The organism is Candidatus Methylopumilus turicensis, from assembly GCF_000953015.1.
GTDB classification, from domain to species: domain Bacteria; phylum Pseudomonadota; class Gammaproteobacteria; order Burkholderiales; family Methylophilaceae; genus Methylopumilus_A; species Methylopumilus_A turicensis.
In genome coordinates this window covers 1058443-1072344 of the sequence record NZ_LN794158.1, presented here as the reverse complement: position 1 = coordinate 1072344, position 13902 = coordinate 1058443, and the positions used below count along the sequence as shown (strand labels likewise).

Annotated in this window: 14 protein-coding genes; 13 read left to right on the top strand and 1 reads right to left on the bottom strand. The window is 45.6% G+C overall.

Annotated elements, in window-relative coordinates:
* Positions 1–4: 4 nt before the first annotated feature.
* The 6 genes from rsxC to BN1209_RS05425 are packed head-to-tail and all read left to right on the top strand — an operon-like array spanning position 5 to position 5154.
* Complete coding sequence (gene rsxC / locus BN1209_RS05450; protein WP_045751295.1) at positions 5–1639, top strand: electron transport complex subunit RsxC; 1635 nt, start codon at positions 5–7, stop codon at positions 1637–1639.
* Entirely contained in the window at positions 1636–2649 is a 1014-nt protein-coding gene (rsxD, locus tag BN1209_RS05445) for an electron transport complex subunit RsxD (protein WP_045751294.1), read from the top strand. Before rsxC ends, rsxD begins: the two co-directional genes overlap by 4 nt.
* Positions 2646–3293 (top strand): electron transport complex subunit RsxG, encoded by a 648-nt coding sequence (gene rsxG, locus BN1209_RS05440; protein ID WP_045751293.1) that lies wholly within the window; start codon positions 2646–2648, stop codon positions 3291–3293. Before rsxD ends, rsxG begins: the two co-directional genes overlap by 4 nt.
* Before the next feature lie 25 nt (positions 3294–3318).
* On the top strand, positions 3319–4065 hold the full coding sequence (locus tag BN1209_RS05435) for an electron transport complex subunit E (RefSeq protein WP_082048401.1): 747 nt from the start codon (positions 3319–3321) through the stop codon (positions 4063–4065).
* A gap of 16 nt (positions 4066–4081) precedes the next feature.
* Entirely contained in the window at positions 4082–4714 is a 633-nt protein-coding gene (gene nth / locus BN1209_RS05430) for an endonuclease III (protein ID WP_045751292.1), read from the top strand.
* Between the two features lie 5 nt (positions 4715–4719).
* Positions 4720–5154 (top strand): DUF1841 family protein, encoded by a 435-nt coding sequence (locus BN1209_RS05425; protein WP_045751291.1) that lies wholly within the window; start codon positions 4720–4722, stop codon positions 5152–5154.
* 34 nt (positions 5155–5188) lie between these two features.
* On the opposite strand, the gene nadB is transcribed toward BN1209_RS05425, so the two are convergent.
* Entirely contained in the window at positions 5189–6826 is a 1638-nt protein-coding gene (gene nadB, locus BN1209_RS05420; protein ID WP_045751986.1) for an L-aspartate oxidase, read from the bottom strand.
* Positions 6827–6913: 87 nt separating this feature from the next.
* Here nadB and rpoE point away from each other — a divergent pair, with 87 nt between their 5' ends.
* The 7 genes from rpoE (at position 6914) to lepB (ending at position 13901) form a co-directional block, all read left to right on the top strand.
* Positions 6914–7669 carry an RNA polymerase sigma factor RpoE gene (gene rpoE / locus BN1209_RS05415; protein WP_082048400.1) on the top strand — a complete coding sequence of 252 codons (756 nt, stop codon included), beginning with the start codon at positions 6914–6916 and terminating at the stop codon, positions 7667–7669.
* Between the two features lie 67 nt (positions 7670–7736).
* Positions 7737–8207: a sigma-E factor negative regulatory protein gene (locus BN1209_RS05410; RefSeq protein ID WP_045751290.1), complete on the top strand. Its 471-nt coding sequence runs from the start codon at positions 7737–7739 to the stop codon at positions 8205–8207.
* Positions 8208–8217: 10 nt separating this feature from the next.
* The gene (locus tag BN1209_RS05405; protein ID WP_045751289.1) at positions 8218–9207 is read left to right on the top strand and encodes a MucB/RseB C-terminal domain-containing protein; all 990 of its coding nucleotides are present in this window, start codon (positions 8218–8220) and stop codon (positions 9205–9207) included.
* A 98-nt stretch (positions 9208–9305) separates the two neighbouring features.
* Positions 9306–9785 (top strand): SoxR reducing system RseC family protein, encoded by a 480-nt coding sequence (locus BN1209_RS05400; RefSeq protein WP_045751288.1) that lies wholly within the window; start codon positions 9306–9308, stop codon positions 9783–9785.
* 5 nt (positions 9786–9790) lie between these two features.
* Positions 9791–11203 (top strand): DegQ family serine endoprotease, encoded by a 1413-nt coding sequence (locus BN1209_RS05395; RefSeq protein WP_045751287.1) that lies wholly within the window; start codon positions 9791–9793, stop codon positions 11201–11203.
* Positions 11204–11329: 126 nt separating this feature from the next.
* Positions 11330–13123, top strand: a complete 1794-nt coding sequence (lepA, locus tag BN1209_RS05390) for a translation elongation factor 4 (RefSeq protein ID WP_045751286.1) — start codon at positions 11330–11332, stop codon at positions 13121–13123.
* Positions 13124–13154: 31 nt separating this feature from the next.
* Positions 13155–13901 (top strand): signal peptidase I, encoded by a 747-nt coding sequence (gene lepB / locus BN1209_RS05385; RefSeq protein ID WP_045751285.1) that lies wholly within the window; start codon positions 13155–13157, stop codon positions 13899–13901.
* Position 13902: the final 1 nt, after the last annotated feature.

Genomic DNA, 13902 nt, shown 5'->3' with positions numbered 1-13902 from the left:
GAATATGAGTTCATTACTAAATATTGTGAAGCAAAGTTTTGGTTTGGGCACAGTCGCCGTTTCGGGCGGCGTGCATCCGCCAGAGCACAAGCATGAATCAACGACGCAAGCGATTGGTCAGTTGCCGCTGCCAAGTCAGCTTACTTTGCCTTTGCGTCAACACGTTGGCAACTTGCCTAAAGTTTTGGTGAAGGTTGGTGATCGGGTACTTAAAGGTCAACTCCTCGCTGAAGCTGAAGGCAATATTTCTGCGGCTATTCATGCACCAAGTTCTGGCGTGGTGACGCGTATTGAAGATGCGCTCATTCCACATCCGTCAGGCCTGCCTGATCGTTGCATAACGATTGCTTTGGATGGCAAAGATGAGTGGATCACCCATGCGCCAATTGATTGGCGCAAGCTAGAGACAGAACAAGACAAATCAAAGTTGCTTGATGGTCTGCGCAGTTCAGGCATTGTAGGCCTTGGTGGTGCGGCTTTCCCAACACAAGTGAAACTTCGCACTAGCGCAAAATCATCCGTTGATACCCTCGTACTTAACGCGGCGGAATGTGAGCCTTACATCACTTGTGATGACATGTTGATGCGTGAGCGTGCAGATCAGATTTTAAAAGGCCTTGAAATTGCCCAACATCTTTTAGGCGCAAAGCAATGTTTAATTGGCATTGAAGACAACAAGCCAGAAGCCGCTGAAGCCATGCGTCTTGCCTGCGCTAACAGTCCTTTGTCTAAATTAGTGCCATTAAAGGTTGTGGTTGTCCCAACCCAATATCCAAGCGGTGATGCGCGTCAATTGATTCGATTGTTGACGGGCATTGAGGTGCCAGCAGATAAGCGATCAACCGATGTTGGTTTGCAATGTTTTAATGTTGCGACTGTTCTGGCGTTACATCGATACTTTGATTTTGGTGAACCATCGATCGATAGTTATATTATGGGTGGCCCAATGATGGGGTTTAATCTGCCATCAGTAGCAGTGCCCATCACAAAAGCATCAAATTGTGTGATTGCAAGCGCACCCAACCTTTTCCCGCCAGCGCCACCCGCGATGCCTTGCATTCGCTGCGCACGCTGCGCGGATGTTTGTCCTGTGAGTTTACAACCACAAGAGCTTTATTGGTTTGCGAAATCAAGCAACTTGGAAAAAGCACGGGATTACAATTTGTTTGATTGTATTGAATGCGGATGTTGTACTTATGCTTGTCCAAGCAACATTCCGCTGGTGCAGTATTATCGTTTTGCGAAGAGTGAAATTATTGCGCAAGACCGAGCGAAAGAGGCTGCGGATTTGGCCCGTGAGCGAAATGAGTTCCGTTTGATGCGGATTGAGCGTGAAAAACAAGAGCGTGCTGAAAAGCATGCACAAAAAGCCGCAGGGGCAAAAGCAGAAGCGGCCAAGGCCGAACTAGCCCCGGTAAACGATACGCCCGAAGATGAAGCAATGGCTGCCAAGAAGGCCGCCATTGCCGCTGCAATTGAACGTGCAAAAGCTCAAAAAGCAGCAGCTGCGCCTCAGAACGTAGCAGATGCAATCCCTGCAGTTCAAGCCGAAATTGCCGAGATTGATGCCAGGCGTAAGGCTGCAAAACAATCGGTAGCAGACGCGACAGCGACTAATAGCGTTCAGGAAGAAAAATGAATCGATCCCCTTATCTAAGCAGTGCGCCTAGCGTTAGTGTCATTATGGTCAAAGTCATGCTGGCACTATTGCCAGCGATTGCGGCTTATGTGTGGGTGTTCGGTGCTGGCATTTTGGTAGTGCTGGCGCTCGCATCTATTACTGCATTGCTGTGTGAAGCCTTGATGCTGAAGTTGCGCGATCGTCCAATTAAACCTTTCTTGATGGACGGAAGTGCTTTGCTAACGGCATGGCTGTTAGCACTTTCATTGCCTCCTTTGGCACCCTGGTGGCTTGTTGTGGTTGGAACGTTTTTTTCAATTGTGATTGCAAAGCAGCTTTACGGCGGTTTAGGTTACAACCCTTTTAATCCAGCCATGGTTGGTTATGCTGTATTGTTGATTTCGTTTCCTGTCTTAATGACACATTGGCCAGCGCCACTTGAGCTGGCAGAGGCTAAATTAAGCTTTGCAAATCAATTGCAATATATCTTTGGCACTTCAGAAAGTCTGAGCCTAGATGCAGTGAGCATGGCTACGCCACTTGATTACTTAAAGACGCAATTAACGCTTCATCACAATGTGCAAGAAATCACATTAGCGCCTCAGTTTGGGCTTTTTGGCGCTAAAGGTGGTGAGTTGGTGGTGGGTGCCTATTTGTTAGGTGGCTTATATTTAATTCAACAACGTCTGATTTCATGGCATTTGCCGACAGCGTTTTTAGGCGTCTTAGCGTTGATGGCGGGGGCTTTTTATTTGCTTGATCCAGCACACTTCGCCCATCCGCTTTTTCAACTATTTACTGGTGCGTCTATCTTTGGTGCTTTCTTCATTATCACCGACCCGGTCAGCGGCCCAACCACGCCTAAAGGCAAGCTAGTGTTTGCAGCGGGAATTGCGGTGCTAACTTATTTAATTCGAGTTTACGGCGGTTATCCGGATGGTGTTGCGTTCTCAGTGTTACTGATGAATATGTGCGTGCCTTTGATTGATGCTTGGACTCAGCCACGTGTCTTTGGGCATGCAAAATGAATGCGACTATCTTAAAACACGCGGCCAAAACGGCATGGGTAATGATTGCGTTTACTATTATTAGTACATTTGGATTAGCCATCATTCATCACTCAACTAAAGCCCCTATTTCACGGGCTGAGGCTGATGTTCGTATGCGATTGTTCGGTCAGATTTTGCCCACAACTTTTTACGATAATGATTTGCTGCAAGATGCCATTAAACAAACGTCTGGCGGCGATTTAGGTAATCGTGACGAAACCATGATACATCGTGCACGCCTAAAAAATCAGCCGGCCGCAGTGATTTTAGAAGCGACTGCACCAGATGGCTACAGTGGTGACATCAAGTTATTAGTGGCGATTAAAGCAACAGGTGAAATTGTTGGGGTGCGGGTCTTAGATCACAAAGAAACGCCAGGTTTGGGCGATTATATTGATATTGGGCATGGCGATTGGATTAAAAACTTTGATGCGCAATCCCTTGATAAAACCAAGGATGAAGCCTGGTTTGTGAAAAAAGATGGTGGTCAATTTGATTTTATGACTGGCGCCACTATTACGCCGCGTGCGGTTGTTAAGGCCGTGCATAAAGTATTAAAGTTTTATCAATCGCATCAACAAGCTATTTTTGAAACCCCATCGGGTCAGGCATTGGCGCTGTAATCGCTAATGACACAAAGGAAATCGGATGAGTGAAGTTAATCAGGAACTAACACCAGAAGTCGCGCAAGCGGCTGAAGTAAAAGCACAGCCTAAGGTTTTCTACAGCGAAATTGTTGAAAATGGTTTGTGGAAACAAAACCCAGGCTTGGTGCAGTTGTTGGGTTTGTGCCCAACACTCGCGATGACCATCAGTTTGGTGAACGGCTTTAGCTTAGGGGTCATGACGGCAATTGTCATGGCAGCAAGCAATGCGAGCGTTGCGCCCATCCGTCAGTGGGTGCCAAGCGAAATTCGCATTCCAGTATTTATTTTGATTGTTGCGGCATTGGTCACAATGATTGACTTGTCCATGCATGCTTATCTTCAAGGCTTACATTCAGTACTGGGTATTTTTATTCCGCTCATTGTGACGAATTGTATTGTGCTTGCCCGCGTGGAAGCATTTGCGGCTAAAAATCCTGTTTTACCATCAGCGTTGGATGGTTTTATGATGGGCTTTGGTTTAGCCCTGGTTCTGGCAACGCTTGGCGGTATCCGTGAAATTGTGGGCAAGGGAACGTTATTCTCTGGTATTGATTTGGTATTTGGACCTTCGGCAAAATCGATGATATTGACCGTTATTCCAGACTACCATGGCTTTTTACTGGCTATTTTGCCACCAGGCGCATTTATTGGACTCGCTGCATTGATTGCAACACGCAATTGGATGGCTCAGCGCAAAGCGGCACGCGATGCTGCGTTACCTGTTTCTACGCCTTTAGCGACCTTATAAATCCTCAATTGCCTCTATGAATGCCGAAAAGCGTACTGAGATTTTTCGTCGATTAGCCATTGCCATTCCCGAACCCAAAACAGAGCTTAATCACACAAGTGTTTTCGAGCTGCTTATTGCGGTGATCCTATCTGCGCAATCCACTGATAAAGGCGTCAATCTAGCCACCGCTAAATTATATGCAGTCGCCAATACACCAGCCGCTATTTTTGCGTTGGGGGTTGAGGGATTGGAGCGCTATATTAAAACTATTGGGCTGTATCATAGCAAAGCTAAAAACGTCATTGCGACTTGTCAGATATTGGTTGAGCGCTTTGATAGTGTGGTGCCGAATACGCGTGAAGCATTAGAAAGTTTGCCAGGCGTAGGGCGTAAAACGGCCAATGTGATTTTGAATACAGCCTTTGGCCAGCCAACCATTGCAGTGGATACGCATATTTTTCGAATCGGCAATCGCGTTGGACTAGCGCGAGGCAAAACCCCTTTGGCGGTTGAGTTGAAGCTGATGAAAGCGGTTCCTAAAGAATTTATGCAAGACGCGCATCATTTAATGATTCTGCATGGTCGCTACACCTGTATTGCTAGGCAGCCAAAATGCGGTGTATGTGTGATTCGTGACTTGTGCGAATACAAAGCGAAAGCAGCGTAAGAGAAATGGCTTTATTTAACCCTACGCGCGATCAAGTTAGACAATTCTTTTTTGATACTTGGGCTAAATTTCAGGCTAAACAAACGCTCACTGATTTAGAAGTAATTGCTTTGCAAGTGATTCACATGCATCCCGAATACCATGCCGTTCTGGATGCGCCTGAACGCTTCATGGAGCAAGCTTACTTTCCTGAGATGGGTGAAACCAACCCCTTTTTGCACATGAGCTTGCATATGTCTGTCTTGGAGCAAGTGGCGATTAATCAGCCAATCGGCATTGCAGCCGCTTATCAGGCATTGAAGCTGAAACATGGTAACGAATCTGATGCGCAACACGACCTAATGGATTGCCTCGCTGAAACCATATGGCAAGCACAGCGCGATACTACTGCACCTAACGCCGAGGCTTATGTGGCATGTATGCAAGCTAAGACAAATTAAGTGACTTGAAATTAAGTGGCTAGAAATTAAGTGACTAGGTTGATCGATTCGATTTTTCTGTCAGGTCGCGATCAAGCAAACTAAAGTAATTAGAAGGCTCAAGTACGGTAGGCACCGCAATATCCAGCATTTCAGGGTAGTCTCTACTGTAATGCAATCCTCGGCTCTCATGACGCTCCATGGCACTTCGTACAATCAGCTCAGCCACTTGCAACAGGTTACGCAGTTCAATCAGATTGTTGCTGACCCGGAAGTTGCTATAAAACTCGTCCACTTCATCGCGTAACATTTGAATGCGATGCATCGCACGCGTTAAGCGTTTACTTGTTCGAACAATGCCGACGTAATTCCACATTGTCCGTCTTAGTTCATTCCAGTTGTGGGTAATAATGACTTCTTCATCTGCATCCGTCACCCGGCTTTCATCCCAGTAAGGAAGTGAAACGCTTGGTCTGCCTGGCTGAGACAAGATATCGTTTGCCGCTGCTTGCCCAAACACCATGCATTCTAAAAGTGAATTACTGGCCAAGCGGTTTGCGCCATGCAAGCCTGTGCAAGCGGTTTCACCAATCGCATACAGGCTGGCAAGGTCAGTGCGTCCGGTATGGTCTGTCATTACGCCGCCACAACTATAATGGGCAGCTGGTACCACTGGAATGGGCTCTTTGGTAATATCAATGCCAAGCTCCATACAACGACGGTAAATGGTCGGAAAATGGGAAATCACGAAGTCTGCGGGCTTGTGTGAAATGTCTAAAAATACGCAGTCCAAGCCTCGCTTCTTCATTTCAAAGTCGATGGCTCTTGCGACAACATCACGCGGAGCAAGCTCACCACGCTTGTCATGATGAGGCATAAAGTTTGTTCCGTCAGGCAGCTTTAAAATGCCACCTTCTCCACGAACGGCTTCTGTGATTAAAAAAGATTTGGCTTTTGGGTGAAACAGGCAAGTCGGGTGAAATTGAATAAATTCCATATTGGCGACACGGCAGCCTGCACGCCATGACATCGCGACGCCATCGCCAGTGCTTACGTCAGGGTTGGTGGTGTAAAGATAGACTTTGCCTGCACCGCCTGTCGCTAGCACGGTTTGTTGCGCTGCAATCGTCATGACTTTGCCAGATTGGTTATCAAGTACATAGGCCCCAAGACATTCTGCATTGTCTTGCGGCGCGCCTATGCCAGCTTTACGTGAGGTGATTAAATCGACCGCGATATGGTCCTCAAGCACAATGATATTGGGATGGCTGAGCACTTGTTCAGCGAGTGTTTTTTGAACGGCATGACCTGTCGCGTCTGCCGCGTGGATGATACGTCTGTGGCTGTGGCCACCCTCACGGGTTAAGTGGTATCCGCTACCATCATCTTCTCGCGTAAATGGTACGCCTTGAGCAATCAGCCACTCCACTGTTTCGCGGGCATGGCTGGCCACTTGTCTGGTGACTTCTTGGTCACAAAGTCCAGCCCCAGCAATTAAGGTGTCCTGGATATGCGCCTCAATAGAGTCATCATCAGTGAGCACGGCTGCGATGCCGCCTTGCGCCCAACTGCTTGAGTTGTCGTTAATTTTGCGTTTGCTCACAAGGCAAACTCTTTTTTCTGAAGCGACTTTAAGTGCGACGGTTAAACCAGCAAGTCCACTACCAATAATAAGCACATCAAATTGCTGCATAAACATCCATTGCGTTGAACTTTGTCCAGTTTAGCGTTGTCTTTAAACCATGGCTACAAAATAAAAAAAGCTTAAGGGGATTAAGAAATGATTGATGTAAAGAATATCGCAGAAATTTCCCGAATGGGGTTCGTTGACACTAGCAGCGCGGGTTATACTTCAGGCATGACAGATAAAAAACAAACGGAATCCCCCGCCACGATGAGCGACACTGTTGCTGATAAAGTGAATGTTGGTCAAGTACCGGGTAATCGAGAAATTGATCAAGCCTTAGTCGAGCGTGCGCAACGCGGTGACCAACAAGCTTTTGGTATGTTGGTTGAGAAGTATCAACGCAAGCTAGGCCGTTTACTTTCCAGAATGGTGCGTGATCAGGCTGAGGTTGAAGATGTCGTTCAAGAGTCATTCATTAAGGCCTACCGCGCATTACCAAATTTCAGAGGCGATAGCGCTTTCTACACATGGCTCTACCGTATTGGCATTAACACCGCCAAAAACTATTTGGTTTCTTTAGGTCGTCGCCCGCAAGTCAGTTACGACGTTGAAATTGAGGACGCTGAAAATTTTGAAGACGCAGAAGAGCTTCGAACAGCTGAAACGCCAGAAACAGAGTTGATGACCAAAGAAATTGCAAAAACCGTCAACGAAACCATGATGGCTTTACCGGACGAACTCAGAACGGCGATTACGTTAAGAGAGTTAGAAGGTTTGAGTTATGAAGAAATTGCAACCTTAATGAGTTGTCCAATTGGCACAGTGCGCTCACGTATCTTTAGGGCCAGAGAAACCATTGCAGCTAAACTCAGACCCTTGCTCGACACGCCAGATGACAAGCGATGGTAATCGTCGTTGATTTGAATTATTTACAATATTTAAGTGTAAGACAGTATCTAAAAGTAGGAGCAATCAATTGAAAGAAAAAATCTCAGCTTTAATCGATAACGATTTAGCGATAGAAGATGCCGAGTTTCTAATGACGGCATTGAAAGCGAATAAAGACTTGGCTGCATCATGGTCAACTTATCACTTGATTGGTGATGTGTTGAGGGGCAATGATGTGCTTCGTCACGATGTGACTAAGAACATCATGCGAGAAATTTCGAAACAGCCAACGGTGTTGGCGCCGAGAGCTTCATCCAACAAACTGAACACGAATAAACCTGTTATCTGGTCGGTGGCTGCCTCAGTTGCTGCTGTGCTTTTTGTCGGCTTGGTTGTCCTCAAAAATCAATCGCATGAATCTACCACAGGTTCCATTGAGATCGCTCAAGCGGTCCCAGCTGAGTATTTGCGTGCACATCAGTCAATGTCTCCAAGCAATGCCGCTTATTTTATTCAGCCAGCCTCTTTTTCATCAACGAACCAACTACAAGCTAAATAAAAGTTAATGAATGTTTAAAGTGATTTTCAAAAAATATTTTTTAGCCAGTTTGCTACTTGGGTCGCTTGCATTCTCATCTTTTCAAGTGTGTGCGGCGCAAGATGACGCATGGTTGTTGTTACAAAAGGCCTCACAAGCTGCTAGAGAGCTGAGCTACAAAGGTATATTCGTTTATCAATCCGGCGCCACATCAAAGTCAGTACAGCTCACTCATATGAATTCTGGGCAAGGTGAATTTGCGCGGATGGTCGTGTTAGATGGCGCACCTCGTGAGGTATTAAGTCAAGGATCAGATGTCGCGATCTTCAGTCCTAAAAATGAAAAGGTAATGATCGAGAAAAAGCGCGGACAAAATATGTTCCCAGCTTTATTGCCTAGTAATATGGATGCCTTGAAAGTCGGATACCAAATACAAACCAACGGCGCCGAAAGAATTGGTGGCCGTGAAGCGACTATCGTTAACCTGATTGCTAAGGATCAGATGCGTTATGGCTATCGTTTTTGGGTCGATAAAGAGTTCGGCCTATTACTTAAAGTGGTCACATTGAATAAACAGGGTGAGCTTTTAGAGCAAATAGGCTTTAACCAGCTGACACTCATGGAAGGTCAAAGCATGGATTGGTTTAAGCCTAAGTTTGATCCATCTAAATCCTATGAGATGGACCATGATGGGCCAACGAAAACAAGCCAAACAGAAATTGACTGGCAAGTGACTCAGTTACCAGCCGGTTATCGTAAAGTTGATCAAGTGAAGCAGTTTGTTCAAGGCAAGGCTTTGCCAGTGACACAAATGATTTTTTCAGATGGCTTGGCTTCTATTTCGGTGTTTATCGAACCGATTCCTAAAGGCACAAAATCCAAGGTGGGTCACACACTCGTCGGCGCGACAAACTTCTACGCCTCAGTCAACGAAGGTCACCAAGTGATGGTTATTGGTGAAGCGCCGGAAGCGGCAGTGACACAATTTGCAAATTCGGTGAATTTTAAAAACAAAAAGTAATCATGTTTCGGTATTAATTTTGAGTAAAAATCAACCGTCATCCCAAATGACACGCTATTATTCAATGTCAAAAAATCCAACGCAGTGAAGTCCAAGCAATGATTCAAGAAAATGCAATTGTCATTAGTACAGACCAAGATATTGCTTATCTTGAGATTGTCCGAAATAAACCCTGTGGCTTATGTGGGCAGTCCCGTGGCTGTGGAATTTCTATTTGGGGCCGCTTATTCGGACATCGATCGAATATCTTCAAAGCACAAAATACTGTCAACGCGCAGGTCGATCAAATGGTTGTGGTCGGTGTAGAAGAACAGGCTTTGTTGTGGAGTTCCCTTGCCGTATACGGCATTCCACTTGCCTTACTCATTTTAGGTGCTGCTGTTGGCAGTGCCGTATTTTCCGAAGCAACGCATCCTGACAGAAATACTGCGATGGGTGCTGCGCTTGGATTATTTCTAGGCTATGTTTGGCTTAAAGGTCACAATCAGGGGAGCGCGTTAGACACTCGTTATCGCCCTGTGATTTTAGGTTTTGCAGAGCCATCATCAATCGTTAATCTTCAATGTAAAAAAAGGTAAAAAATATGATAAAAAAAATCGTCATCCTTTCTATTTTTTTGCTTTCAATTGCCAGTTCTATATTTGCAAAAGAGCTACCAGACTTTACTGAGCTTGCTGAAAAGCAGGGCCCCTCGGTCGTGAATATCAGTGTGACGCAAGTCGTTCAGGGTAACGCCAATCCATTCGGCGGGCTTCAGGACGACGAACAGTTTAATGAATTATTCCGTCGATTTGGCTTGCCTGTGCCGGGGGCTCCCAGAGGTCAGGCACCACAACAAGACTTTAAGTCTCAGTCCTTGGGTTCAGGGTTTATCATCAGTGCCGATGGCTACATTCTTACTAATGCGCATGTGATTAATGCGGCTGATGAAGTGATTGTGAAGTTGTCGGATAGGCGTGAATTTAAAGCCAAAATTATCGGGTCAGACCGCCGCACAGACGTTGCTTTACTCAAGATTGACGCGAGTGGTTTACCTAAGGTGTCCATTGGGGATCCGAACCAATTAAAGGTGGGTGAATGGGTTGCTGCGATTGGCTCACCTTTTGGCCTTGAAAACACCATGACAGCAGGGATTGTGAGTGCTAAAGGTCGTGCTTTGCCGCAAGAAAACTTCGTTCCGTTTATTCAAACTGACGTTGCCATTAATCCAGGTAATTCTGGCGGTCCGCTATTCAATCTAAAAGGTGAGGTGGTTGGCATTAACTCACAAATTTATAGTCGTAGCGGTGGTTCTATGGGCTTGTCCTTTGCTATTCCAATTGATGTTGCGATGGATGTTTCTAACCAGATCAAAGCTGGCGGTAAAATCTCTCGTGGTTGGCTTGGAGTTTCAATTCAAGAAATAACGAAAGACTTGGCCGAATCGTTTGGAATGAAAAATACCAATGGCGCTCTTGTCGCTGGTGTTGAGAAGAGTGGCCCTGCAGATAAGAGTGGTTTGCTTGCGGGTGATGTGATTCTAAAGTTTGATAATAAGATGATTAATGCATCATCTGATTTGCCACGTGCAGTGGGGGGCATAAAACCAGGTAGAACGGTGAACGTAGATGTGCTCCGTAAGGGGGCAATGAAAACTTTATCGGTCACAGTTGGTGAGGCACCAAACGACAAAGACGAAGTGAATGTTTCCAATAAAGGCAATGCGAAGCCAGAAGCCAACCGTATTGGCCTAGTACTCAATGAATTAACACCTCAACAAAAGAAAAAGCTGAACGGAAAAAATGGCTTATTGGTGGTTGATGCACAAGGTGCGTCAGCAGCGGCAGGCGTTCGTCGAGGGGATATCGTTTTAGGGATCAATAATGCTGAAGTAAGCAGTGTAGAACAATTCGCTAAGACCTTGGCGGCCATTCCAAATGGGAAAACCGTTGCAGTATTGATTTCGCGCGGAGAAGGGACTTTGTATGTGCCAATTAAACTCAGTGACGCCAAATAAACTCCATGATGCAGGCTAAGCATCTCATGGTGTTAAGGGCTTAATTGCTGTAAAATTAGAACATAGCAGAACGTTGCAAGGGCGCTTAGGCGCCCTTGTTGTTGGTATAACTTTTGCACTGAATCTATGAACAATATTCGTAACTTTTCCATTATCGCCCACATTGACCATGGTAAATCAACCTTGGCTGACCGTATTATTCAATTATGTGGCGGCTTATCCGACCGTGAAATGGAAGCCCAGGTGCTTGATTCGATGGACTTGGAGCGCGAGCGTGGCATTACCATTAAGGCGCAAACAGCAGCCTTGCGATACACCGCTTTGGACGGCCAAGTTTATCAGCTGAACTTAATTGATACCCCTGGCCACGTTGACTTTTCATACGAGGTCAGTCGCTCTTTATCGGCTTGTGAAGGTGCATTGTTGGTCGTAGATGCCAGTCAGGGTGTGGAAGCACAAAGTGTTGCCAACTGTTATACCGCTTTGGATTTGGGCGTTGAGGTTACTTCAGTGCTCAATAAGATTGATTTGCCTTCAGCAGACCCGGATCGTGTGATTCATGAAATTGAGGACGTGATTGGCATCGAAGCCCAAAATGCCGTGCGTTGCTCTGCTAAAACTGGGGAAGGCGTGCGTGATGTGCTTGAAGCCGTTATTGCAAGAATTCCACCACCATTAGGTGATCCAACAAAACCACTTAAAGCCTTAATTATTGACTCATGGTTTGATAACTATGTGGGTGTGGTGATGTTAGTGCGCGTGATTGACGGCACTTTAAAACCAAAAGATAAAATTCGCTTAATGGCGACGGGTGCAGTGCACCTATGTGAAGAGGTGGGTGTATTCACGCCTAAATCATTCCAAAAGCCATCACTTTCTGCGGGTGAGGTGGGCTTTATTATTGCAGGGATTAAAGAACTCACAAGCGCAAAAGTTGGCGATACTGTCACGCTTGCAGATAAGCCAGCGACTGAAGCATTGCCAGGTTTTAAAGAAGTGAAACCACAGGTGTTTGCTGGCCTATATCCTGTTGAGTCAAATCAGTTTGAGGCGCTTCGAAGTGCACTTGAAAAATTACGTCTGAATGACGCCTCTCTGCAGTTTGAGCCTGAAAACTCAACAGCATTAGGTTTCGGCTTCCGTTGCGGCTTCTTGGGTCTGCTGCACATGGAAATTGTGCAAGAGCGTCTAGAGCGTGAATACGATATGGACTTGATTACCACTGCGCCAACGGTGGTTTATGAATTACTACTCAAGTCTGGCGAAGTTGTGCAAATTGAAAATCCGTCGCGCCTGCCAGAGCCATCACGTGTTGAAGAAATTCGTGAGCCAATGATTACGATTAATTTGCTCATGCCCCAAGATTATGTAGGTCCTGTAATGACGCTTTGTACCGGCAAACGTGGCATCCAGAAGAATATGCAGTATATGGGTAGGCAAGTGATGCTGAGCTATGAGATGCCACTTAATGAGGTGGTTCTTGATTTCTTTGACAAGCTCAAATCCGTTTCGCGTGGATATGCTTCGATGGACTACGAATTTTTGGAGTTTCGTGCGGCTGATCTAGTGAAGCTAGATATTATGGTGAACGGGGAGCGGGTAGATGCACTTTCTCTGATTGTGCACAGGCAGAATGCGGTTTATCGTGGTCGTGAAGTCGCTGCCAAGATGCGTGAGCTTATTCCTCGTCAAATGTTTGACGTGGCCATTCAAGCTTCCATCGGTGCCAATATTATTGCGCGTGAAACCGTTAAAGCCATGCGTAAAAACGTCTTAGCAAAATGTTACGGTGGCGATATCAGCCGTAAGAAGAAATTGCTAGAGAAGCAAAAAGAGGGTAAAAAACGGATGAAGCAAGTTGGAAACGTTGAAATTCCTCAAGAAGCTTTCCTCGCCATTTTACGTGTTGAAGATAAGTAAAAGAAAATAAGAAACTTAAAGGGCAATCCGTATGATGTTCGCGTTATTTATGGTGGTGGTTTTATTGGTGACTGGTTTTATCTGGTTACTAGATATCTTTGTCTTGCGTAAAAATCGTGAGACTAATGCCCCTGACCCGATGCTCGTTGAATATTCAAAAAGCTTTTTCCCTGTCATTCTTGTCGTTTTCTTGATTCGTTCTTTCGTCGCTGAGCCATTCAAAATCCCTTCGGGTTCGATGATGCCAACCCTGCTTGCAGGTGATTTTATTTTGGTGAATAAATTCACATATGGCTTGCGTGTGCCAATCTTGAACAGTACTTTTATTGAAATGAACCATCCAAAACGTGGGGATGTTTTTGTATTTCATTATCCACCAGATCCATCTATTGATTACATCAAGCGAGTGGTTGGCTTGCCAGGCGACAAGATTCTGTATCAAGATAAGCAACTATATATCAATGGTCAAAAGCTAGAGATGGCCTACCTGGCTGATTATGATTATGAAAGTGGTGGCCTCAATCAAGTGCACGCAAAACGATTTGAAGAGCAGTTAGGTGATGTGAAACATGAGCTGCTAATTGAAGAGAGTAGTATGAGTCGAGAAGGTGCTTTTGAAGTGCCGCAAGGCCACTATTTCGCAATGGGCGATAATCGCGATAATAGTCGTGATAGTCGCTATTGGGGTTTTGTCCCAGAGCAAAATTTAGTGGGTAAAGCCTTCTTTATTTGGTGGAATTTTGATCAATTCAAACGTATCGGCACCAGCATTCATTAAG

Bases quoted from the DNA above. Each gene is read 5' to 3' on its own strand.
- lepB (WP_045751285.1), top strand. From the start codon at position 13,155: ATGATGTTCGCGTTATTTATGGTGGTGGTTTTATTGGTGACTGGTTTT.
- BN1209_RS05395 (WP_045751287.1), top strand. From the start codon at position 9,791: ATGATAAAAAAAATCGTCATCCTTTCTATTTTTTTGCTTTCAATTGCC.
- BN1209_RS05435 (WP_082048401.1), top strand. From the start codon at position 3,319: ATGAGTGAAGTTAATCAGGAACTAACACCAGAAGTCGCGCAAGCGGCT.
- rpoE (WP_082048400.1), top strand. From the start codon at position 6,914: ATGATTGATGTAAAGAATATCGCAGAAATTTCCCGAATGGGGTTCGTT.
- nth (WP_045751292.1), top strand. From the start codon at position 4,082: ATGAATGCCGAAAAGCGTACTGAGATTTTTCGTCGATTAGCCATTGCC.
- rsxG (WP_045751293.1), top strand. From the start codon at position 2,646: ATGAATGCGACTATCTTAAAACACGCGGCCAAAACGGCATGGGTAATG.
- rsxC (WP_045751295.1), top strand. From the start codon at position 5: ATGAGTTCATTACTAAATATTGTGAAGCAAAGTTTTGGTTTGGGCACA.
- nadB (WP_045751986.1), bottom strand. From the start codon at position 6,826: ATGCAGCAATTTGATGTGCTTATTATTGGTAGTGGACTTGCTGGTTTA.
- lepA (WP_045751286.1), top strand. From the start codon at position 11,330: ATGAACAATATTCGTAACTTTTCCATTATCGCCCACATTGACCATGGT.
- BN1209_RS05400 (WP_045751288.1), top strand. From the start codon at position 9,306: ATGATTCAAGAAAATGCAATTGTCATTAGTACAGACCAAGATATTGCT.
- BN1209_RS05405 (WP_045751289.1), top strand. From the start codon at position 8,218: ATGTTTAAAGTGATTTTCAAAAAATATTTTTTAGCCAGTTTGCTACTT.
- BN1209_RS05425 (WP_045751291.1), top strand. From the start codon at position 4,720: ATGGCTTTATTTAACCCTACGCGCGATCAAGTTAGACAATTCTTTTTT.
- rsxD (WP_045751294.1), top strand. From the start codon at position 1,636: ATGAATCGATCCCCTTATCTAAGCAGTGCGCCTAGCGTTAGTGTCATT.